Annotated in this window: 20 protein-coding genes; 6 read left to right on the forward strand and 14 right to left on the reverse strand. The window is 43.2% G+C overall.

The features are described 5' to 3' along the window. Positions 1-7: 7 nt before the first annotated feature. Positions 8-913, reverse strand: coding sequence for a carbohydrate ABC transporter permease (locus AC58QT_RS17840; RefSeq protein ID WP_497410202.1), 906 nt, complete (start codon positions 911-913; stop codon positions 8-10). A gap of 89 nt (positions 914-1,002) precedes the next feature. Next, the gene (locus AC58QT_RS17845; protein WP_497410203.1) at positions 1,003-2,358 is read right to left on the reverse strand and encodes an ABC transporter substrate-binding protein; all 1,356 of its coding nucleotides are present in this window, start codon (positions 2,356-2,358) and stop codon (positions 1,003-1,005) included. Positions 2,359-2,725: 367 nt separating this feature from the next. Here AC58QT_RS17845 and AC58QT_RS17850 point away from each other — a divergent pair, with 367 nt between their 5' ends. Next, entirely contained in the window at positions 2,726-2,860 is a 135-nt protein-coding gene (locus AC58QT_RS17850) for a hypothetical protein (RefSeq protein WP_497410204.1), read from the forward strand. Between the two features lie 187 nt (positions 2,861-3,047). On the opposite strand, the gene AC58QT_RS17855 is transcribed toward AC58QT_RS17850, so the two are convergent. From AC58QT_RS17855 to AC58QT_RS17885, 7 genes are all read right to left on the reverse strand, one after another. Beyond that, on the reverse strand, positions 3,048-4,580 hold the full coding sequence (locus AC58QT_RS17855; protein WP_497410205.1) for a L,D-transpeptidase: 1,533 nt from the start codon (positions 4,578-4,580) through the stop codon (positions 3,048-3,050). A gap of 133 nt (positions 4,581-4,713) precedes the next feature. Next, positions 4,714-6,336: an NHL domain-containing protein gene (locus tag AC58QT_RS17860; protein ID WP_497410206.1), complete on the reverse strand. Its 1,623-nt coding sequence runs from the start codon at positions 6,334-6,336 to the stop codon at positions 4,714-4,716. 32 nt (positions 6,337-6,368) lie between these two features. Then, a complete protein-coding gene (locus tag AC58QT_RS17865; RefSeq protein ID WP_497410207.1) occupies positions 6,369-8,252 on the reverse strand; it encodes a FecR family protein in 1,884 nt (627 codons plus the stop codon). A gap of 26 nt (positions 8,253-8,278) precedes the next feature. After that, positions 8,279-10,126 carry a CHASE2 domain-containing protein gene (locus AC58QT_RS17870; protein WP_497410208.1) on the reverse strand — a complete coding sequence of 616 codons (1,848 nt, stop codon included), beginning with the start codon at positions 10,124-10,126 and terminating at the stop codon, positions 8,279-8,281. Positions 10,127-10,292: 166 nt separating this feature from the next. Then, positions 10,293-10,526: a ferredoxin gene (locus tag AC58QT_RS17875; protein WP_028556576.1), complete on the reverse strand. Its 234-nt coding sequence runs from the start codon at positions 10,524-10,526 to the stop codon at positions 10,293-10,295. A 67-nt stretch (positions 10,527-10,593) separates the two neighbouring features. Further along, positions 10,594-11,097: a molybdopterin-guanine dinucleotide biosynthesis protein B gene (mobB, locus tag AC58QT_RS17880; protein WP_497410209.1), complete on the reverse strand. Its 504-nt coding sequence runs from the start codon at positions 11,095-11,097 to the stop codon at positions 10,594-10,596. A 1-nt stretch (position 11,098) separates the two neighbouring features. Further along, on the reverse strand, positions 11,099-12,403 hold the full coding sequence (locus AC58QT_RS17885) for a DNA polymerase IV (RefSeq protein WP_497410210.1): 1,305 nt from the start codon (positions 12,401-12,403) through the stop codon (positions 11,099-11,101). A gap of 238 nt (positions 12,404-12,641) precedes the next feature. Between AC58QT_RS17885 and cimA the strand changes: the two genes are divergently transcribed. Beyond that, positions 12,642-14,261, forward strand: coding sequence for a citramalate synthase (cimA, locus tag AC58QT_RS17890; RefSeq protein WP_497410211.1), 1,620 nt, complete (start codon positions 12,642-12,644; stop codon positions 14,259-14,261). 57 nt (positions 14,262-14,318) lie between these two features. Here cimA and AC58QT_RS17895 read toward each other — a convergent pair whose 3' ends face one another. Beyond that, positions 14,319-14,855, reverse strand: a complete 537-nt coding sequence (locus AC58QT_RS17895) for a TlpA disulfide reductase family protein (protein WP_497410212.1) — start codon at positions 14,853-14,855, stop codon at positions 14,319-14,321. Between the two features lie 177 nt (positions 14,856-15,032). Here AC58QT_RS17895 and AC58QT_RS17900 point away from each other — a divergent pair, with 177 nt between their 5' ends. Next, complete coding sequence (locus tag AC58QT_RS17900) at positions 15,033-16,286, forward strand: MFS transporter (RefSeq protein ID WP_497410328.1); 1,254 nt, start codon at positions 15,033-15,035, stop codon at positions 16,284-16,286. A 43-nt stretch (positions 16,287-16,329) separates the two neighbouring features. Then, positions 16,330-16,758, forward strand: coding sequence for a M67 family metallopeptidase (locus AC58QT_RS17905; protein ID WP_497410213.1), 429 nt, complete (start codon positions 16,330-16,332; stop codon positions 16,756-16,758). Here AC58QT_RS17905 and AC58QT_RS17910 read toward each other — a convergent pair. Genes AC58QT_RS17910 through AC58QT_RS17920 form a run of 3 tightly spaced genes read right to left on the reverse strand, consistent with a single transcriptional unit; the run spans position 16,752 to position 20,035 of the window. Then, complete coding sequence (locus tag AC58QT_RS17910; protein WP_310222484.1) at positions 16,752-17,486, reverse strand: exonuclease domain-containing protein; 735 nt, start codon at positions 17,484-17,486, stop codon at positions 16,752-16,754. The two genes, AC58QT_RS17905 and AC58QT_RS17910, sit on opposite strands and share 7 nt — an antisense overlap. A 44-nt stretch (positions 17,487-17,530) precedes the next feature. Next, on the reverse strand, positions 17,531-18,610 hold the full coding sequence (locus tag AC58QT_RS17915; RefSeq protein WP_497410214.1) for a DUF294 nucleotidyltransferase-like domain-containing protein: 1,080 nt from the start codon (positions 18,608-18,610) through the stop codon (positions 17,531-17,533). Between the two features lie 39 nt (positions 18,611-18,649). Beyond that, on the reverse strand, positions 18,650-20,035 hold the full coding sequence (locus AC58QT_RS17920; protein WP_497410215.1) for an ammonium transporter: 1,386 nt from the start codon (positions 20,033-20,035) through the stop codon (positions 18,650-18,652). Positions 20,036-20,340: 305 nt separating this feature from the next. On the opposite strand from AC58QT_RS17920, the gene AC58QT_RS17925 reads away from it, so the two are divergent. Both AC58QT_RS17925 and AC58QT_RS17930 read left to right on the forward strand, forming a co-directional pair. After that, positions 20,341-20,781 carry a MerR family transcriptional regulator gene (locus AC58QT_RS17925; protein ID WP_310222478.1) on the forward strand — a complete coding sequence of 147 codons (441 nt, stop codon included), beginning with the start codon at positions 20,341-20,343 and terminating at the stop codon, positions 20,779-20,781. Between the two features lie 21 nt (positions 20,782-20,802). Beyond that, on the forward strand, positions 20,803-21,492 hold the full coding sequence (locus AC58QT_RS17930; protein ID WP_497410216.1) for a zinc metallopeptidase: 690 nt from the start codon (positions 20,803-20,805) through the stop codon (positions 21,490-21,492). Between the two features lie 51 nt (positions 21,493-21,543). On the opposite strand, the gene gltC is transcribed toward AC58QT_RS17930, so the two are convergent. Then, on the reverse strand, positions 21,544-22,428 hold the full coding sequence (gene gltC / locus AC58QT_RS17935; RefSeq protein WP_310222475.1) for a glutamate biosynthesis transcriptional regulator GltC: 885 nt from the start codon (positions 22,426-22,428) through the stop codon (positions 21,544-21,546). Positions 22,429-22,561 lie beyond the last annotated feature (133 nt).

The following is a 22,561-nucleotide window of genomic DNA, read 5'->3' on the forward strand; positions in this document are numbered from 1 at the left end:
GATGACTTTAGTGCATTTCGATAGTTTCTTGGCGCATAATGCGCTGCAAGATCAGTGTTGTGATAAGTGACACGATCAGAATCATGACACCAATGGCTGCTCCATAACCGAAATGATACTGTTGAAAAGCCATCCGATACAGATAAGAACCCATAACTTGCGTCGTATTGTCGGGTTGTCCGCCATTGGTCATTAACTGAACAATGACGAACGATCCGTTGAGTGTCGTAATAACGATGTTAACGATGGAAACCTTAATCTGCTCCCAAATGAGCGGCATGGTGATATGGCGGAATTGCGACCATTGACCAGCTCCGTCTATATTAGCTGCCTCATAATAAGAAGCAGGAATATTCACGATTGCAGCAATCATCAGGATCATGTAGAAGCCGATACCAGCCCAAATCGTAGGGGGTAGAAGCATCCAGATCGTGTGTTGAGGAAAACCTAACCAAGTAATATCTACTTTTTTCTCAGTAAAGAGAGACAAGAATGCATTCAAGAAACCGATTTGTGGGTTGTAAATGAAATTCCAAAGTACGCCGATAACAACGACCGAAATGACATTCGGGATAAAGAAGATGGCTCGGAAGAACCCAGAACCCTTCAAGTTAAATCTGGTTAACGCTACGGCGAAGAAAGTCGCCAGAATCATAATCCCAATCACTTTACCAACGACAAGGAAGTAGTCATTCCCTATTGCTCTAAGTACAATCGGATCTTTGAAAAGCTCAACGAAATTATCAAACCCAATAAACTCGCTATTTTCTGACATTCCTGACCAATCATAAAATGACTTCTGTAACGCTTGTATAACGGGATATATCGTAAATACGCAGAAGAATATAAAAGTCGGAATGATGAATGAAGCGATGAACAAATTCCGTTTCAACTTTTTCGCGTTGGTCTTCATTCTATCGTCACCGTCCTATCATTAAAATGGCGGAGAACGCCATAGGCAACTTTGCCTTTGAAAGTTCTCCGCACTGCTTCATTCAGTTCCTATTTCTTTTGTTTGGCCACAACATCAGAAACACGAGTTACCCATTGTTCAGGCGTAATTGTGCCAATTGTCAAAGCAACTGTAGCATCTTGCATCGCTTTATCAACGTCAGCAGCGAAGGACACTGTAGGAACTACAATTGTATCAGGGGAAGACAAGAATTTCGCAGCATCCTTAACGAAGTTAGGAGCTTTGGAAGACGAGATATCACCTTTCACGTTGGAAGGAGCACCACTTAGCTCAGCCCATTGGGAAGCTTGTGTTTTGGAGAATACGAACTGCATGAACGCTTTGGCAGCATCTTTGTTTTTCGCTTTTTTTGCGATACCGAAAGTAGCTGTGGACGTGTTAGCTACGACTTTTCCACCTTTATCTTGTGTGATGGATGGAATGAATCCGAAGTCAAAGCCACCAGGAACGTCTTTTGCCATTTCGTTTGGTAACCATAGTCCGTTCGGGATGAATGCATCTTTGTGCTGTAGGAACAAGGATTGGGAATCCGTGTGGTTGATTTGTACGGATGCTTTGTCGATGTAGCCTTTATCACGCATTTGAACGATCTTGTTTAGACCTTTAATGATGGCAGGGTTTTTCCAAGCTTCAAGATTGTTTGTGGACATGTCTTGCAGCAATTTGTAATCATTGTTGTTCGCAGATACGATCGCTGGAAGCAATACGCCGCCGTTGATGTAGTATGGATATTTACCAGTGTGGATGAATGGATTAATGCCAGCACCTTTGATTTTCTCACTTACAGCCAAGAACTCTTCGAAGTCTTTCGGCTCAGCCCAACCTTTGTCTTTGAAAAGAGCTTTGTCATAGAAAATACCCCATGAGCTCATTACGAAAGGAATGTTGTACGTTTTACCGTCAAATTGTTGCGGCTTTTGAGCAAGCAAATCAATGATTTTCTCGCCATCAACGTTTTTCGCGTCTTTAATCCAATCTGTCAAATCTTCCAGTTGTCCGTCTGTCACCATTTGGCGGTCGAACAACTCAGGTCCATCGATGTATACGAAATCAGGTGGGTTACCAGCGATCCAACGGGGTTTCATTTGCTCGTTGATTTTCGGTCCCGCACTTTCTTTAATTTTCAAATCAGGGTTTTTCGCTTGGAAATCAGCAATGACTTTTTTCCACCATTTGTCGCCGTATCCGCCAACAAAGTATTGGATTTCAAAATCACCTGTAAGTTTAGTTGAAGCTGCTGCAGTTGGAGCTGTGGAAGCTGCCGTAGTAGGTGCTACAGATGCAGCTGGTTTTGTCGTTTCAGCGGGTGTGGATTTACCGCAACCTGCAGCTACGAGTGCCATAGATGTTGCTAGACCAATTGTTGACCATTTCTTCATGTTCATGTGATCATCTTCTCCCTTTTTTTACATCATCTAGTTATTTATTTGTAAAACGTTGTACCCGATAGCAACCTTAGACTTAAGTTTGCACTACCAACCCCTTTCAAAATTCATTTTTTGGGAAAAATAAAAAGGGCATAGTTATAGAAGAAAACTTGCATTCCTTCTAATAACTAATGCCCTTACGGTAACATGTTATTAAAACTGACATATTCAGTTGTTATGTGCGGTTCGTGTGATTAAATCTTACAATATAATGACATGGACGTCAATACTCTTTTTTAACTCGCTATTTTTCTTATTCGTTGATGCACACTCTTATGATATGATAGAATCATCTCGTTTAATCCTAATGGAAAAGGTGATTCTTATGGCCAAACGCAAACCAGTAAGCGCTTCACGCAGACAGAAAAATGAAGTTAACATGAAAGCCATTTACTGGACAGGATCGATTTTCTTAGTTGTTATCATAATCATGGCTTTACTGCTTATTTTGAACAATTGATTTCTTTCAAAGTGATTGAAAACTTCACATTTCGAATTGTAATCGCTTTCTGATTTCTTGTCAAGCAAAAAACTTGCAATGACTTCAACAAACTGAAAACGCTCTTATTTAGTTTTTACATACGGATGACTTTCAAGTATAAAGCAAAAAAAAGGAAAGGCAAGCGTCATGCTTGCCTTTCCTCTTTCTAATTCAACCATCTGTAAATCTTACCTGGATTATGATCCTTCGTCTCCAAAGGCAAACTGATCGCTTGTTGAGGTTTACCGCCCCCCGCGCCAATCCCATCCCCCGGTTCACCTGAAGGCAAGACACCTTTACCAATCGTCACTTTCGTTTGTCCAGGAACCATATTGTATAATTCCTCTACATCTTGCTGAAGCATCCGTATACAGCCGTGCGATTCATCTTTGCCGATGCTCTTGGGCTTATTCGTCCCATGAATCGCATAAAGTGTATTGGACAGCGTCATTCCGCGGCTTCCAAACTCACCGTTCGATCTGCCATTGGGATTACGCACTTTTTCACTGATCACAAAATCACCCTGCGGCGTCTTATTGCCCCCTAAACCCACTTCATAACGCCTCAGAATAATATCTCCACTCGCAACAGCCAACTGGTGCTGATCTGTATCAATAATGATCCTTAACGGTTCTTGAAACGGCTCTGACGAAGCTAGGGCTTGCGCAGTCCCTGCCGCTACTGCTTTCTCTTCGTTTGATTGCGTTGGTTGTCCCCCCGTATCCCCACCTGTTAGGTTGGGAACTTGAGCCCCTTTCCCTCCGGCAAGTTCAGCCACTTTCTGCAACGCTGCGGGAAAAGCCGCCTTCATTTGTGGAGTAAGTCCTGGCAGCAAATTATCCGGATAAGGCTTGGTCAATTGTTGTGGATTATCCGGTAAAGCCCCTGTTTTGATTTGATACGCTTGAATCGCACTTTTGAGAATAATAGCTTCTTCACGATCATGCATCCAAGCCGAAATTATGGGAACAAGCTTCGAGCTATCCGCTACCTGACAAGCACAGATTTGTGCTTGATAATACTTTAATACCGCTTCATTCGCGCCTGTACCTGGATGTTCCACACTGAGAAGAGGACGAACAGCGCGATACCATTCCCGCCATTGCCCATCTTTACTAGGAGGAACGTCCATAATCACAGACTCTCCTGTTGCTTTAGTAGGAGGTTCTAAAATTTGCTGCAGCTTTTTGCCCCAATTACCATCAGTGACATAAAGCTTTATTCCAGGATTATCACTCTGAATACTAGTGAATGCCGTAACTGCTGTGGCTCCCTCTGGTTGCTCAGCCACCACGATTTCTTCAATCCCCTCTGATTGAGCTAGATCCATGCCTGCCGGAATTGCTAACAGAAGAAATAGGATCAGAAAAAACACCCCTATCCGCCCGTTTCTAGATGCGGATCTACGTTCTACTGGCACATCGACTTTGCTTGCCATCACCGCTGTCGAGGTGGTTGGTATAGGCCCATCTAATACGATTTTTTGCTGCTCAAAAGCTTCATATATTTCACCCGCTTGTGCAAAACAATACGCCGCTTTCCCCGCTTTACCTTGTGCTGTATATTCTCTGCCTAACAGATACCAGGCCATTTTATGATCAGGATGCTCTTTGACATATTTTTTGAGATAGAGAGGATCCTCGATCGGATTATGTTGAAAGAATCGATCCAATTGATCGTTTCGATTATTCGACTTCATGCTTTCTTTCATCCCCCCAATCCACATACTCCACTCTCCGTTTTATCGGCAATTAGGACACAAAGTTGAAGTCTGAATGAAAAAAAGACTTGGTCAGAGGATTACCTCTGCCAAGCCTTTCATTAACTCATGCCTAATTCGTGTAAGACTTCACACGTAAAATAGCTGTTTGATGCGAAGCATCCCATTGTACATCCAAACCGATCTGTTCGGCGAAGAAGCGGATCGGCACATACGTACGATCTTGTTTCACATAAGGGGCTGCATCCGTCTCTAGCTTAAGATCTGAAACGCCTACTTGCTTTCGTACGATCCCCGTTTCGCCAATCGTTACTTCTACCGTTAGATCGCCTTTAGCGAGCTGCACAACAGACTTGCCAGCCTTCTCTACGTAAGTAACCTGATAGCCAAACGTTTCACTGATCGCACGAACAGGTACCATCGTACGACCATCTTGAATTTCAGGCTGCGCATCAAATGCAATCAACTTATTGCCACTTACCACTTTCACTTGGCCATCTTTGGATACTTCCCCAGGTAACTGATAAGGAGTTATTTTGCGGATCTTGTTATTGGACGCATCAGCAACAACCAGATTCCCTTGCATAGTAGCAAGCACATCTGAAGGATTGTAGAATTGAGCGGATTGTTCCACCCCGTCAGTCTCTCCCGTTTGAAGCGTTCCTGAGATCGTCGATACTTGTCCATTCAACAGATAGCGAATTGAATGATTCAAGCTATCCGCGATGAGAAGGCCACCTTCAGATGTCACAGCTAGACCTTTTGGGAAGTCGAACTTTGCTTGCAATGCATCACCATCTGCAAAGTCACCTTGTGCATACAGTTCGTTTTTCCCATAAAGTGCCGCAGAACTGCCCGTAGCCGTTGATCCTGCGATCGTCGTAACACTTCCGGATGCAAAATCAATATAACGAATACGTTGATTTCCCGTGTCGCTTACATAGAGATTCCCCTTGCTGTCTAGCGCGAGTCCCGAAGGTTCATTAAATGTAGCCGTTGAAAGGCTCCCATCGTGATATTCCCCTGCGAATGAAGCCTCACCTGGACGCACTTGAATAGCTCGAGTAACAGGCGCTGTAAGTGTTGTAACCACTCCATCCACTGTGATTTTGCGAATAGTATGATTGAGGGAATCTGCTACATACACAGTGCCATCCGGACTAACTGCAATATCGCTTGGGTGATTAAAACTTGCCGCTGCACCTTTACCGTCTTTGTTCCCGGGCACGCCATTACCAGCAACGGTTGTGACGTTCCCATTCACGTCAATCTTCCGAATTGCATGATTACCAGCATCCGCTACATAGACATTCCCTTTGGTGTCTGAAGCAAGCCCCGCTGGTTCATTAAAAAACGCTTCAGCTGCTTTCCCATCAAGGAGTCCTCCTGTCGGGAAACCTTGACTGTTTTTTACAACAGCAATCTCAGGTCCAGCAAATGTCGTGACTAGACCATCTTTCATTTTACGAATGACATGATTTCTTGTATCGGCAATGAGAATACTCCCGTCTGCAAGTTGAAGTACACTGCTTGGGGCGCGAAATGCCGCTTTTGAAGCATCCCCATCACGATCTTCAAAATCGCCAATTCCCGCTAGCGTAGAAATATCAGATAGGAACTGACCGTTGCTAGACTTCAACGCATCAGCATCTAAGCCAGCGGCTATTGCAGATGATCCTCCTAGCAGCGTAGCAGCAATAACGCTTGAAACAAATATGTGTTGTAATGGTTTCATAGGTTCTCCTTTTTATCTAGTGAACTTTACGCTTATGGAAGATAAGATCCTTCAATCGGTAACGGCGCAATCTGTTGAAGATCAGCTACCGTTAATTTCTCGAAAGTCTCACCATTTTTCTTCACGATCACAATTTTACCTACACTGATTTCATCTTCAAAAATGGAACTCATAGGAATACTAACTAGCGGAGTCTTCACGGAAGCAGAAGTTGGAGCGCCTCCGCCAAATTTGGTTACCGCATAAACGAGTTCACTAGTTGCTCCATTTGCAGAGAAAGGCTTGTACTCTTTGATATAGTCAGCACTCGTTGAAGCATTCGTTTTGTAAAAAATATCTTTATTTGTTAAAGGTATAAATGGAATATAATTTGCACGCGAGTATAGCAAATGAACTTCTACAGCGTAAATATTTGTAATGCCTGCGATGTCAATATTCAGGTAATAAAAACTGTTAGGAGGCCCCACTTGAGCTCCGCCCTCCGTGCCAACCGATACTGGCATCACGACATCTTCAGGGTTAATTGGTGTTGCAGTTAAACTAACTTTAGGCTTTTCTACCGGGGGCGTTACTCCACCAGAATCAGAGTCTCCTGAACCACCACCTGAGTTAACTGGAGGAGGGGTCGTAGTATTTCCTTTATTCGCTTCCGCAGCCTTCGCATCCTCAAAGGCCTTTTTCTCTTGCTCCGTTAAACCAGCCTTCAACTTCGCTTCGGCATCAGCTTTTGCTTTCTCTTCAGCAAGCTTCTTTTCAGCCTCAATCTTCTTCTTTTCTTCCTCAAGCTTTTTTAACGCAGCAGCCAGCTTCTGCTTAGCTTCCTCAGCTTTTTTATCTTTTTCCAACTTCGCTTTCAACTTCGCTTCTTCTAGCTTTTTCAATTCTTCTTGTTTCTTTTTCTCTAAATCAGGATTCACACCTGCCGTTTTATCCAATGGCTTGACTTTAGATAAATCTAGCTTCTTGTCCTCATTTGTGATCTTTTTATTCGAATCTTCAATAATTTTATCTAAAGCCTTTTGATCAAATTTCTTCTCAGCCAATGCTTCTTTAGCAATATTACCAATCAAGTTCTCTAGATTTTTCTTCACTTTATCTAAATCTGCTAGATCCTTTATACTTAAAGTCGTCTGATCACTACTAAGTAAACCAGCTTCAATTTCAGCTTTCTTTTTAGCAATAAACGCTTCATTTTCTTTATCAATATCTGCTTTATTTAACAACAATTCTTTGATGATTTCTGGAGAGGCTTGTTTAATAAAATCCTCTAAATCAAAGAATTCCACTTTCAAATCCAGATCCGATGTTTCTTCACGATTATCCAACGAGATTTCTTGCGTCGGATTTAAGTAGGTAATCGTTGTTGTTTGAGTATCATCCGAGCTCGGTGTTACAGTTGATGCCGATACTCTTCCTGATCCTACAGCCATTTTCGTTTTACCAGAGACAGGATCAACCGAAACGAAGAATTGCGTTCCGCGAACACCCATGACAGCCGTTGGCGTTTCAACCTCAAATTCATCATCTGCACCCGCTAATGATTTCACTTTGACCCACATCGAGCCTGCCCAAACTTTAAGCTTGGATTTCTTATTGCCATTCGAAGAATTGAGATCTGACACATTTAATTCCGCATTGTCACCTAACGTAACATCTGCGTCGCCACTTGCTAAATTCAGCGTGACAGAGGAGCTATCACCGGTATAAACGGTATCCCCTTGGTTTAAACTCATATTCTCATAGGCATCATATGTCTTGGAGCCGCCGCCCTTTTTAATCGTCACTTCGCCTGATAATGCTGAAATAATGGCAACACGAACAGTTTTGGCATCCACTGGCTTAACCATTAGCACAGACACTAAACTGAATATCAAACTAAAGCTTAATAAGATTGAAAGATATGATTTCTTTGTCATTCCCACTCTGCATGCCTCCCAGCAACTTATTTATGTCCGATTACTTCATAGACAGCAACCGGTTTTTCTTTTCCTTTTACTTTCATCTCACCGATGGATTCGATCACAAACAGGTCCTTGACACGTTCATACGTCTGCTCACTAATTAAAATCTGCCCTGGTTTGGCATTGGATTCAAGCCGTGCTGACAAGTTAACGGTATCTCCGATCGCTGTGTAATCCAGTCGCAGATCCTCAGAACCAATGTTCCCAACAACCGCAGGACCACTATTAATCCCCAATCCAAATTTAACGCCAATGCCATAATTCTTAATCAACTTCTGCTCAAGAATATCCGCTTGCGACTTCATCTCGATCGCTGCACGCACGGCCATTTCAGGATGGTTCTCATACTCAATAGGGGCGCCGAACATCGCCATTACACCATCACCGATAAACTTATCCAACGTGCCGTTAAACTTGAAAATCGCCTTCGTACATACGTCCAAATATTCATTTAATACCTGAATGACTTGCTCAGGCTCTAATCGTTCCGACATCGGTGTGAATCCGCGAATATCAACAAATATTAAAGAAATATCTTTGCGGCTTCCACCAAGCTTCACATCTTCACCCGACTGAAGAAGCTCATCCACAACGGTTTTGGAGACGAAGCGGCCGAAAATACCCGTAACCCGGTTTCTTTCTTTTCGCTCTTCTAAGTAGTGGCTAACCAAAGACCATACATAGATCGTCACGAGTGCAAATTGCGGATATACCAGCGGTAAGAACAAAGAACCAATACTATAGAACCCTAGCCATACTAGGCCATAGATCACGAACATGCCTAAAAAAATAAATAAAGCGGTCTTTCCATTGAACTTCTCGAACAGAAACATAGCAAGCAATGAAATCAGTAGAATGATAGCAATTCCTGCTGATTTCGAAGCATCATGATAGAAAGCACTCTCTAGCAAGGTTTGAATCATATTCGCATGAATTTCAATCCCGAACATCTTCACTGAAGAGATTGGTGTCGGATATTCATCCTGCATGGCCGTTACAAACGGACCTACAAGCACAATACTCCCCTTTAGAGGCAATGGCTTTGTACTATTTAGCACATCTACGAATGAGAGCAATTCATAACCGGTTGTCGCGTCTACCTTCTGTCTCGGCAGTGTGAAAAACTCAGTCGTTACTTGATTTCTTTCGTTAGTAGGTACGACTTCATTCCCTCGCAACCATTCTCCAGTTGCAGGATCACGCTTTACTTTCTCACTATCATCCAGAACTAAATTCGCTAGCGCCACGCTGAATGCTGGTATGTAGGCACCTTTCTCATCAGGTAAACCGACGGGCAGCTTGCGCGCTTTGCCATCCTTATCAACGAATACATTGATATGAGCCATTTGATTTCTCTTGGTTGTTAGTGTCGAGGAGGGATAATCAATTCTCTCAGGAACTAGATCGCCTGCAGACTGTTGTTTGGAGGGGTAATTTATTTGTACGGGCAAAATAATATTATTGTACTTCGCGAGCACATCAGCTAACGCTTTATCATCCCCAGGATTCTTCGAAGGCTCTGCAAGCACAACGTCGATACCAATGGCAGCTACACCTGATTGTTCAAGCTTTTCAATAACTTGTGCATATGTACTTCGATCCCACGGAAACTTTCCAATCGCGGCAAGCGATTTATCATCAATCTTCACAATTTTGATGCGATCGTCCGGCTGACGCTCTTCAATTGATTTCGCGCCACGCAAAGTATCTTGGAGAGGACCTTCAACAAAGTAAAACAATCCGCTCGAGTTCACAGTGTAGAAATATGTCGAAAATACCATTAATAGAAGTCCTACTACTAAAGTCTTAATCCATTTCTTCTTACCCATATAATCCTCCCTGTGTTTACTAGTTTCATTGTAAGATGCTATGTAAGAATTGGCAATAAATTGTTACAAATTTCACAATATTTCATCAAAAAAAGAGCTCGTTCCCTTTCAGGAAACGAGCTCTTTCGACATTTCGTGAGTTTTCACAAAATGATTTAAATTATGATTAGCTAAAAGGTGAATCCGCAACTTTAATGGAGTCTGTTGGGCAGCCATCTTGAGCATCTTGTAGATCATCAAAAAGATCTTCAGGAATTTCTGTAACCCCTTTGTTTCCATCACCATCAAAAATCACTTCCGCCAAACCTTCATCATCGTAATCATAGATATCTGGAGCTGTAGCTCCGCAAGCGCCGCAAGCGATGCAAGTATCTTTATCAACAAATGTATACTTTGCCATGTTTTCTACTCCTCCTCAAATTATCCTCATTGTAAAATATAATATAAATACGGACAAAGTTCAAACCTTAAAATTGACAATCCACAAAATTTTGCTCAATAAAGTCCGCAATTCCACGGATATCATTCAAATTGAAGCGTGGATATGCGAGGTCATCTTCTAGATTAGAGAGATCGGTTACAACCGCTATTGGTGATGGTACGACTTCCCTAATCATTTCTCTTTGTTCTATTGTACGATAGACCGCAATCTTTGGATGCTTTTCCCTCTTAAAACCTTCAATAAAAATATAATCAAGATGGGCATAAGCTAGTAATTGTTCTTCTAAGGTTGGAGCTTCTTTCTTCTCATAAACGTGCAAGGCATCTGGAGAGAGCGTCACAACAACATCTGCGCCTGACTCCGCATAAATCGTCGAGTCGGTTCCTTTCGCTTCTTTATAATGTCCATGCGCATCATGTTTCATAACCGCAATCCGATGGCCGCGAAGCTTCATTTCAATTGTAAGCTTTGCGACCAACGTCGTTTTTCCACTGTTGGAAAATCCCGCGAAGCCCACACAATAAGCCATGTCATTCACTCTCCTGATTCTTATGTAACGGATTATTACGCAGATGGTCCATTTGCAGGGATGTCCCTCTTACTTTGTGGTTCCGTATCAAGGAAGAGGGATCATCACTCATCATACCTGCTGTTAGAATGACTCCTTCGCCGAATTTATCCCGCAGACCATCCATCACTTTATTCAAATTCTCCCTGCGCGGCTGTTTCTCATAATCGAATAAATCCAATTGTACGTAGGATTCTTCTTTGGCAACCAAACTCTGCAGGGTAATACCCAAGAGCCGAACTGGGTTGCCATCTTCCCATTGATGATCATATAGCTGACAGGAGGTTCGATAAATATCATCCATATGTTCGGTAGGGGTGGGCAGTGTAAGCGATCTTGTTATCGTCCTCATCTCGGGATCACGGATTGTAATTTGAATCGTCGAAGTCATGAGTTCCTGCCTGCGCAGCCTTCTCGCTACTTGATCTGCTAAATTCAGTAAGACGCGATGAATTTCAACACGATCCGTGTAATCTCGCGGCAATGTCGTTGTATGTCCGATCGACTTACTCTGCTCCTGTTCTGGATTCACTGGCGAAGTATCAATCCCATTCGCAGAGCGCTTCAAATGCGCTCCCAACACGCCGAAATGCTTACTCAGTAAGGCATCATCCCCGACAGCCAACTGACCTAAAGTATGGATGCCAAGCCGCGTAAGCTTCTCCGCTGTTTTTTTGCCGATTCCGTACAAATAATTACACGGCTTATCCCAAAACACAGTTGGCACATCACGAAGCCGCAATACAGTAATGCCATTCGGCTTTTTCATATCTGAACCCATCTTCGCCAGCAACTTATTGGGCGCAACGCCAATGGAGCATGGTAGCTGCAATTCTTTCATAATTCTTTTTTGAATACTATTCGCGATTTCTAGTGGCGTTCCAAATTGTTTGGAACCAGTGATATCCACAAAACATTCATCGATAGACATAGATTCTACCAATGGTGAATATCCATAGACTATCTGCATAAACCGTCTAGAGAAATTACGATAGAGATCAAAATCAGGTCTAATCAAGATGAGATCCGGACAAATTTTCAGCGCTTGCCTAACTTGCATGCCTGTCTTGATCCCTAGCTTCCGTGCTGCATATGATGAAGTAACGATTATTCCCCTGCGTAGCTCTACACTTCCAGCAACAGCAAGAGGCTTTCCTTTATATAAGTCAGGCTCTACCGCCTCATGTACCGAGCAATAGAAAGCATTCATATCAATATGTAAAATGACTCTGCCTTGCTTGGGATAATGATGCTCTACCGACACCATATTCACAACCTCCCAGTTATAGTGAAACAGAATTCAGAGCCTTCTCATTCGAGTGAAACACATCCAAGTTGAGAAGTCAAAAAAATAATCATTCAAGCCAACGCAATTTTACGTTATGATGTCTTTAGCTGTACATTTATGTTATAATCGTAAATTATACATTAGCGCTTTAAAGCAAGCGAAACTACACACATCTCATACAACGAAGTCACTTTGCTAGCTTTTGAAGGAGGAACCCATGCCAACATCAGTCAAAATCTTCGACACCACCCTACGAGACGGTACGCAAGGAGAAGGCATCTCTCTGTCCGTCGAGGATAAAATCAAAATTGCCCGTAAGCTCGATGAGCTTGGGGTTCATTATATTGAAGGCGGATGGCCGGGCAGCAACAGCAAAGACATTGAATTCTTTGAGCGTGCCCGTACGATGAAATTTACGAATGCCAAAATTACCGCGTTCGGGAGCACACGACGCAAAGATTCAATCGCCGCGGATGATATTAACCTCAACAGACTAGTTGAGTCAGGTGCTCAGGTTGCCACAATTTTCGGAAAGTCATGGGACTTTCATGTAACGACAGCGATCCAAACAACACTCGAAGAAAATTTGAACATGATTTATGATTCCGTTCTCTATTTGAAAACCAGCGGAATGGAAGTCATTTATGATGCCGAGCATTTCTTCGATGGCTACAAGAACAATCCAGATTATGCACTCCAGACTATCAAAAAAGCGCAAGATGCTGGTGCCGATTGGATTACGTTATGTGATACGAATGGCGGATCTTTGCCAAACGAAATCACTGCCATCGTAACCACCGTTACACAGCACGTTTCTACACCAATTGGTATTCACGCTCATAATGATTGTGAACTAGGTGTAGCGAACTCCTTAGCAGCCGTACAAGCTGGCGCAAGACAAGTTCAAGGGACCATTAATGGTTATGGCGAGCGTTGCGGTAACGCTAACCTAAGCTCAATCATCCCTAACTTACAATTGAAACTGGGTTATGAGGTCATCTCCCCAGATCAATTAAAGTCATTAACATCCGTTTCAAGATATATCAGCGAAATCGCCAACATGCATATGCCTGTTAACCAACCCTACGTTGGCAATGCAGCATTTGCTCACAAAGGCGGCATTCACGTCTCGGCTATTCTCAAGGACGCCAGTACGTATGAACATACGAAGCCTGAACTCGTAGGAAATAAACAGCGCGTTCTTGTTTCTGAGCTTGCTGGTCAAAGCAACGTGCTGGTTAAGGCACAAGAACTGAACTTGGATTTCAATCGGGAGCACCAGAAAACGAAAGAAATCATCGAGAAAATCAAGGAAATGGAACACCAAGGCTATCAATTCGAAGGCGCGGATGCAACGCTCGAGCTTTTGCTGCGCGAAGCGTTCGAAGGTCTTGAAGAGATTTTCACCCTTGAATCGTTCAAGATGCTTGTTGAGAAGACTGCTAATCAAGCGGTCGTTTCAGAAGCGATCGTCAAGGTCAAAGTACATGGCGAATCGATCTACACGGCAGCTGAAGGCAATGGACCTGTCAATGCACTCGATAACGCCTTGCGTAAAGCGCTCATCCAGTATTATCCCGATATCAAGAATATTCATCTTTCTGACTACAAAGTCCGCGTATTGGACGAGAAAGGCGCCACAGCCGGTAAGGTTCGCGTCTTAATGGAAACGACTGACTTCAACACCACATGGAACACACTAGGTGTATCCAGTAACATCATTGAAGCTAGCTGGTATGCGCTGGTCGATAGCTTGCGGTACGCCCTCATCAGCCGCAAACGTGTAGAACCAGCGAACAAAGAACAACAAGAACGATTAGGTTTAGTGAATCATTAATCCTATACGAAAAAGCTGCAAGAGCATCATGCCTCTTTGCAGCCTTTTTGCGTTCGTTCATTCTTCCTTAAGCAGATTAGCCATCTTCTTATCAAGTTCTTTCGGGGAAAGCACATGGATAATTTCGCGGATCACACCATTTTTATCAATCAGAAAACTGGTTGGAATGGCGATAACCTGATAGGTATCCGCATTCGTCCCTTGTTTATCTAACAGCACAGGGAATGGATATTGATACGTGTCAACGAATTTTTTGATATTCTCCATTTTATCCCCAGGTGTCACATTCACTGCATAAAGATCAAATTGCCCCTCGTATTTCTTGTACAAATTCACTAGATCAGGCGCTTCTTCCTCACACGGACCACACCAAGAAGCCCAAAAATTTACAAACATCGGCTTCTCACGCGGTCCGCCGACAGAATAATCCTTCCCATCCAACCCTTGCAAGGTAAAAGAAGGAGCTAAGAAATTCACTTTTGCCGCTTGCTCACTTGGCATCAATGTTTCTTTATTTTCATTTCGAACATTTTGATAAATCGCAATGCCCGCCAGTAACAAGACGAAAGCAATCACGATGAGATTCTTCTTCACAGTATCAACCTCCACTCCCTCTATATTATCTCCAAATTAGCGAAAATTCCAACATCACCAGACAGAAGTATGCTTTCATGCCATTAGGGAAAAGTAAACCTACTCTTTGCAAGGAAAGGATAGGTTAACATGAAACAAGCAGCACTTCCTCAAAAAGGTAAGCATGCACAAAGTAAAATGAGAATTCATGAACACAACAATGGGGCCTCCAATAAAAAAGATGCGGGTGCAAAGGGAAGCGTTTGGCAGTATTTTGCACTTGCCTCTATCCCTTTAGTACTTGTCCTTGGCAATTCCATGTTAGTTCCTATCCTGCCTGACTTGCAAGAGAAAATGAACATCTCTCGCTTCCAAAGCTCGCTTATCATCACCTTATTTTCACTGACAGCAGGCATCATCATTCCGGTATCCGGTTATTTATCCGATCGTTTTACTCGCAAATCCGTTATCATCCCTTCACTTATCGTGTACGGGGGCGCCGGAATTCTCGCCGGGCTAGGCGCGGTATGGCACTCCTATCCAATCCTGATAGCCTCCCGAGCTATACAAGGGCTTGGAGCGGCAGGGACAGCCCCAATAGCAATGGCTTTAGTCGGTGATATCTATAAAGGCCCCAAAGCTAGTAAAGCTCTTGGTCTTATTGAAGCTTCCAATGGCATCGGCAAAGTAGTGAGCCCCATCCTTGGCTCTCTGTTAGCGTTAATCATCTGGTTTGCACCTTTTTTTGCATTTCCACTGTTTTGTTTACTCGCCTTACTTGCTGTTATATTCATGATCAAAGAACCTCCCAAAGAGAAAGAAGCCGAACCGCTTCGTCAATATCTGAAACAGATCACAACCATCTTGAAGAGTAAAGGCCATTGGCTTCTTCCGGCTTTTGTTGCTGGCTCGATTACTTTATTTATTTTATTCGGCGTCCTTTTTTACCTCTCCCAAATCCTTGAAGAGAAGCCTTACAGCATTGAGGGTGTACGCAAAGGACTTATTCTCGCAATCCCGCTGCTCTGTCTCGTCATTACTTCCTATACCACGGGGGCTAAAATCAAACAAAACGGCAAACTCATGCGATGGCTCATGAATATCGGGCTTATAACCATGGTTATTTCACTTACATTGGCCACATTCTTGAATGGGAACTTGTATGTATTCATTGGCTTATTATCGCTCAGTGGGATAGGCACAGGACTTCTTCTGCCATGCTTAAACACACTCATAACCGGATCGGTTGAGCGTGAGCAGCGCGGTATGATTACTTCCTTCTACAATAGTTTACGCTTTATTGGCGTTGCCTTCGGGCCTCCACTTTTCGGTTGGCTCATGAGCATTTCTCACAAAACGCTATTCCTTACAGTCGCCTCGTTGTCATTACTTATGCTAGCACTCGTATTCTTCTTCATTAAACCGAAGGCAGAATTGAAAGAACAAACGTGATATACTAACCTCATGTCACGCATGATGAGGGGGGCGAGCGCAAGTGAGCGTACATTTGACTAAAAAAATCTATGACGAATTAGTCTCCTATAGTATGCGTTCACTCCCTAATGAAGCATGCGGTATCCTGCTCGGGGATTCCTCTTTCCAGTCTTCAAGCGAAATTCACGTACATACGTTTATACCCCTTCACAATCATGCCGAGCATCCAACAAGGCAATTCCTCATACAACCAATCGAAATGCTTCCTTTTCTATCAGATAAAAACCTTTCTATGGTTGGCATCTTCCATTCACACCCCACCGCCGCGCCAGTGCCTTCTGCTGAAGATCTCTCCACACTTTGGCATACCGTTCCAAGCTATTGGATCCTATCCTTACAAGACGAAGCAAATCCCAACCTTCAGGTCTATTCTCTAAAAAAAACCACCACTACCGCATATCACAAACTTTCGTTTGTCATCGGTCAATGATGGCTTAATAAAGCATATAAATCGCCTAATGTATCTACATCTCTCGCTCTGACTTCCCCCATTAATCGGGACCATAGCTGCGCGGTCATCATAGCATCCTCAAGTGCATGATGCCTTACAGTCACAGGGACATCATACGCATGCAGCAGCGAGTCTAAGCTCAAGTTCTTCCTTTTAGGCATCAACCACTTGGCAATCATCATAATGTCTAAAACACGATGGGATAAGCTTACTTTCGATGTACGCCATAAGGCTGAGTTCAAAAAGTTTTTATCATGTCCAATGGCATGCGCTACAAGGATTTTCTGTTGAACAAATTCTAAGAAATCACTCAACACACCGATTAAATCAGGTGCTTCACTTGCCATTTCGTTCGTAATGCCCGTTAATTTCACAATCTCATCCGGAATCTTCCGTTTAGGGTTCACCATTTTATAAAAGGTCTCTTGCGTCTGCACTTCACTGCCAATAACAGAGACGGCCCCGAATGAAATAATTTCATCACCGTTATAAGGAGAGAAGCCTGTCGTTTCCAGATCAAACACCACAATTTCCATCGAATGTAGAGGAATTTCAAACAATGAATCCTTTCGTTGCTCTTTCAGCATGGACCGAATGAAGGCCATTTGTTGCGCACTTTGTACATCAAACATCGAGGTTAGGGCTGGTGTTAAACCACCCATTTTATATAAATGCCACATACGACCTGCTGGACGCATATCCTTCACGCGATTCACCTCTCCTTAGAACGCGATTTCCGAATCCGATATAACTAACCTTTTTCTCTCTCTCTATGTGACTCTATCGATTTACTAACATACTTCTGCAAGGCAATCCCTGTACGAAGACACCGTTTCAATTGTATGCGAACCTCTTTATTCAACTGATGAGATGAAAGTTTCCCCCTTGTCGTATACCTCTCCTCTTCTAACAGGAAAGGCGTACTGTCCCTTAACTGTAAGGCGATAGAAAATGCCATTTCCCACTGATATGCCAGCTGTTCGGATATCCCATTCACCTTGAGTTGCTTGATTCGTTCCATCGTTGAAGTTGCCAGAATTCCCGCTTGGATAGCAAGCAGCCGAATCCCATTGACGATCGGAATATAAGCGCCGTATTTAATATCAAATCCACCCGCATCTTCACCATATCGCTCGGTAATCAAATGCCCTAATACACCTAACGAAATTTTGTGATGCAGCGTGTTCGACAATAAATATTTCAAGAGACTAGGATGTTCCTGAACATAGGCAAGAAATGTCTGTTTCAGCTCCACCACTAATGCCTCAGAACCATAGATACAACGCACATCAGCCAAAATAAGCAAATACCGCACATTTTCCCAATCGGGTTCCATACACCAGCCTAGCATCATTTCTGTATATCCTTGCAGCGACTTGCGCCACTGCGGATTACTCGAAATTACATTTCCTTCACAAGGCGGGTATCCTAGTACATTCAATCCGTGAAGAATATAGGTTGTTAGTTTCTCAAAGTAAACAGCCAATTCTTCTTGCGAATGTGTTTCACTATCACCATAAATAAGTCCGTTGTCCTGATCGCTCCAGAGCGTTTGCTCCCTTCTTCCACCACTACCCAATAGAATAAAAGCATAGGAAACGGGCGGCTTTCCGTAACCTTCATCCTCCAACAAATATTCAGCAATCTGCGCAGTTCGTTGAATCAACGTATCATGAAATTGATTAATTTGCTGACCTGTCTCGGGTGTATAGGAAAAAAGGAGATGCTCCCGAAACATCTCATGCACCTGATCTCTGGTAATTCGCATCTCTTCGAATTGCTCCGACTGATGAATGCGTTCCAGGATCCGTTCCATTGAGAGATGATTCATGTTGCATCCCCTTTGCTCTAGTAGAAAGTATAAGTGTTATTAAACGGAAACTCCGTTTTGAGCTGCTTTTTTCATTTGCTCAGGATAACCGTATGAACCATGCTCAGACAGATCCAGACCAATGATTTCTTCTTCTTCTGTAACACGAAGACCGATTGTTGCTTTAAGAATACCAAGAATAATGAAGGAAAGAACAAGTACGAATGCTAGAGCTCCAGCAAGACCAAGCGCTTGAACACCTAGTTGGTGGAAGCCGCCGCCGTAGAATAAACCTGCACCACCGATACCAACCTTCGCGGATAGCTCCGGCGTTGCGAACAAACCAGTGGAAAGCGTACCCCAGATACCAGCGATACCATGTACAGAGAAAGCATAGATCGGATCGTCAATTCCCGCTTTTTCAAACCATTGTGCTGTGAAGAACGTGATGATACCAGCTACAGCACCGATAACAATAGCAGCCCAAGTATCTACGAACGCACATGCAGCAGTAATAGCAACAAGCGCTGCCAGAACACCATTCAACATGCTAGGAATATCTGCTTTACCGAAGTACATCCAAGAAATAATCAATGCAGCTACAGCACCTGCCGCAGCAGCCATATTCGTTGTCAATGCGATATAACCAAAGAACCCATCACCCATTGCACTAAGCGTACTACCTGGGTTGAAACCGAACCAACCGATCCAAAGAATGATAACACCTAGAACAGATAATACTTGGTTGTGACCTGGAATCAAGTTTGGCGTTTTATCTTTATTATATTTGCCAATACGTGGTTTAAGCAAGATTGTTGCTACTAATGCCGCTGTTGCACCTTGCAAATGAACAACCGTTGAACCCGCGAAATCTTGCATACCCAATTTGCTCAACCAACCGCCGCCCCATACCCAGTGCGCTACAATTGGATAGATAATGACTGTGTACAAAATTCCGAAGATGAAATAAACCGGAAGCTTTGCTCTTTCTGCGAATCCTCCAAAAGCAATAGCTAGGGATACTCCAGCGAATGCTAGTTGAAATAAGAATTTAATACCGATAGGCACATCGGAGAAGGAGAGAGATCCGAATGCTGCTGCAGCTTGATCTTCTAACCCAGTAACGAAGAATCCTGTTTCTCCGAAGAAGGCATTTCCATCGCCGAAGGCAAAACCAAATCCTACAGCCCAGAAAGCAATGGCACATAATCCGAAAGTTAAAATCGTTTTACCGGCTACGTGACCGGCATTTTTCATTCTAGTTGACCCCGCTTCTAAAAGTGCAAAACCAGCTTGCATGAAAATGACTAAGATTGCTGCTAACATTACCCACACTGCATCGATTGCACTCTGTAATTGTGGTGCGGTTGCCTCATCCGCTGCAAATGCGAGTGTAGGGAACAATAATGACATAAGACCAAAAGCTAACAACAATTTCTTAACCATACGACCACTTCCTTTAATGTTAGATTAAGTAACATGTAATGAAACTCTTAATGTCATTATATACATGTTATTTGGGTTTGACAATAGGATTTTCGTTAAAAAATTGAAAAAAGCGAAAAATAACCTGACATGAAACAGGCATAATTCGTGTTTTCGCACATATCCAATCTAAAAACACCCTTTTTACACCATTATCCAATGTCAGGTTTACGAAGCATCACGTTTGACTGTACGGTTTATTATCAGTTATCATGTTTATATAGAAGAAAGAAATTTAAAACCATTGGAGTAGAGGTGAATTTAGCATGGGGAATGAGAAGCTTTATAAAATTGGAGAACTCGCAAAGCTTGCTGATGTAAGCCCTCGAACCATTGATTACTACACCAAGCTGAGCTTAATCGAACCGGAGAAAAGATCCGATACGAACTATCGTCTTTACAGTGGTGAAACCTTGCATCGACTTAAACGTATTGAATCGATGAAGAACGAGAAATATACCTTAGAGGAAATCAAAGCTCAATTACAACAATGGAGTAAAGTGACCTCCGATGATACGGTGACAGATAAGCTTACATCACTTCAATTGCATCTTGAACAATTAATGAAGGAAGCCAAAGAACTGAGCCCACTTGTTCAACAATTGAAGCCCAAACAACTGAAAAAGCTGTATCACATCCTTACACAACCTACCGCCGCTTGCATTGAAGCACTTATTGTCCTTCTAGGTAAAAATCCGTTCTCATAATGAATTACGGAGGAGTGCCCTATGTTTTTTCATCCAATGGATTTTCTAATTATTATTGCCTTCGCCCTTTCCATGTGGGCTTCATTCCGAGTACGAGGAACCTTCAACAAATGGTCGAATGTTCCCGTCTACTCGGGCATGACTGGTGCAGAGGCCGCAAGACGAATGCTAGACGCTAACGGTCTATATGATGTACCTGTTGAAGCAGTCCCAGGAACACTGACAGACCATTACGATCCGATGGCTCGCACCGTACGGTTATCGGAACCTGTCTACTTCCAGAGCTCCATCTCAGCCGTGTCAGTCGCTTGTCACGAAGTGGGTCATGCGATTCAACATCAAGTTCATTACCCTATGCTCGTCGCGAGACACAAGATGTTTCCTGTTGTTAATTTCGCATCCGGTGTGGCTCCCATCTTAATCCTAGCGGGCTTCTTCTTTCAGCAGATCCCATGGCTCTTGGGTGTGGGTATCATCTTCTTCGCGGCAGCGGTAGCTTTTCAACTGGTCACGTTACCTGTCGAATTTAACGCCAGCTCCAGAGCACGCGATGAAATGGTGGCACAAGGCTTCATTTCCAATGAAGAAGAGCGCGGCGTAGCCAAGGTGTTGAATGCAGCAGCCTTAACCTACGTAGCCGCAGCCTTAATCTCTGTGCTTGAGCTCCTGAAATACCTCATGATTTTCAATGGTCGCAATAACGACGACTAAAATAAAAGCTCTCCCGATCGGGTGCTAAGGCACCTGACGGGAGAGCTTCTTTTATTTAAAATATTCATATAGAAAACGGCGAAACACTTCAGCCACCAATGGCAGCTTCACATCCTTACGACAAATCAATCCAACTGTTCTTGTAACATGCGGATCGGTCACACGAATCTTAACTGGCTGTGTTTGGCCACTTTCCAACAAAGCCATGGCCGGAAGCAAGCTGACACCCATACCCGCAGCAACAAGACCACGAATTGTATCCGTCTCTTCACCCTCAAACTCAATCTTAGGAACGAAGCCCGCCTTCTGACAAGCTTCCATCACAATCGTTCGCAGCGTATATTCTTCACTGAACATAACAAATGGCTCATTCTTCAATTGCTCAAGTCGAATCGACGTGTAGTCAGCAAGAATATGATTGGAAGGGATAATCGCGTACAGTTCTTCCGTTAATAAAATCTCACCCGTCACATGCTCATGCGATTCTGGGAATGGTGAAATAAAGGCGAGATCGATCTCACCTTTCGATACATCACGAATCAAAGATGTGTATGTACCTTGGCGCAATCGAAACTTCACATTCGGATGATTTTTCTTAAAAGCCGCGACGACAGCAGGCAGCAAATTAATGACTAGGCTGTGTGGAAATCCAATGCGAATCTCACCTGCTTCCGGATCGAGAAACTCATGAATTTCACCTACAGCACGCTCTAAGTCAGTAAGAATTCCCTCTACCCGGCTTAGAAACAAATGCCCGACAGAGGTCAAATGTAAATTGCGCCCCTTTTGAACAAATAACTCGACACCCAGCTCTTCTTCCAGCAAATGAATTTGTCTGCTAACGGCAGATTGCGCTACATGCAGCTCCTCCGCCGCTTGGGTCACATGCTGTTTCCTAGCTACTTTCACAAAATATTGCAATTGTCTTAATTCCACGTGAGTAATTCCCCCGAATTCACTACTTGATGAAGAAACGATACGCCTATATTGACTCCGATTATAGCTCTATAGTAACGATTGGACAACTTATCAGCAAAAAGCTTATAATAAGTGAGTTGTTATTTAACAT

The sequence above is a fragment of the Paenibacillus sp. J31R109 genome, from assembly GCF_059692055.1.

Bases quoted from the DNA above. Each gene is read 5' to 3' on its own strand.
- AC58QT_RS17915 (WP_497410214.1), bottom strand. From the start codon at position 18,610: ATGAATCATCTCTCAATGGAACGGATCCTGGAACGCATTCATCAGTCG.
- AC58QT_RS17850 (WP_497410204.1), top strand. From the start codon at position 2,726: ATGGCCAAACGCAAACCAGTAAGCGCTTCACGCAGACAGAAAAATGAA.
- AC58QT_RS17860 (WP_497410206.1), bottom strand. From the start codon at position 6,336: ATGAAACCATTACAACACATATTTGTTTCAAGCGTTATTGCTGCTACG.
- mobB (WP_497410209.1), bottom strand. From the start codon at position 11,097: ATGGCTTATTGTGTGGGCTTCGCGGGATTTTCCAACAGTGGAAAAACG.
- AC58QT_RS17870 (WP_497410208.1), bottom strand. From the start codon at position 10,126: ATGGGTAAGAAGAAATGGATTAAGACTTTAGTAGTAGGACTTCTATTA.
- AC58QT_RS17875 (WP_028556576.1), bottom strand. From the start codon at position 10,526: ATGGCAAAGTATACATTTGTTGATAAAGATACTTGCATCGCTTGCGGC.
- AC58QT_RS17885 (WP_497410210.1), bottom strand. From the start codon at position 12,403: ATGGTGTCGGTAGAGCATCATTATCCCAAGCAAGGCAGAGTCATTTTA.
- AC58QT_RS17840 (WP_497410202.1), bottom strand. From the start codon at position 913: ATGAAGACCAACGCGAAAAAGTTGAAACGGAATTTGTTCATCGCTTCA.
- AC58QT_RS17845 (WP_497410203.1), bottom strand. From the start codon at position 2,358: ATGAACATGAAGAAATGGTCAACAATTGGTCTAGCAACATCTATGGCA.
- AC58QT_RS17925 (WP_310222478.1), top strand. From the start codon at position 20,341: ATGGGGAATGAGAAGCTTTATAAAATTGGAGAACTCGCAAAGCTTGCT.
- cimA (WP_497410211.1), top strand. From the start codon at position 12,642: ATGCCAACATCAGTCAAAATCTTCGACACCACCCTACGAGACGGTACG.
- AC58QT_RS17855 (WP_497410205.1), bottom strand. From the start codon at position 4,580: ATGAAGTCGAATAATCGAAACGATCAATTGGATCGATTCTTTCAACAT.
- AC58QT_RS17865 (WP_497410207.1), bottom strand. From the start codon at position 8,252: ATGACAAAGAAATCATATCTTTCAATCTTATTAAGCTTTAGTTTGATA.
- AC58QT_RS17930 (WP_497410216.1), top strand. From the start codon at position 20,803: ATGTTTTTTCATCCAATGGATTTTCTAATTATTATTGCCTTCGCCCTT.
- AC58QT_RS17900 (WP_497410328.1), top strand. From the start codon at position 15,033: ATGAGAATTCATGAACACAACAATGGGGCCTCCAATAAAAAAGATGCG.
- AC58QT_RS17920 (WP_497410215.1), bottom strand. From the start codon at position 20,035: ATGGTTAAGAAATTGTTGTTAGCTTTTGGTCTTATGTCATTATTGTTC.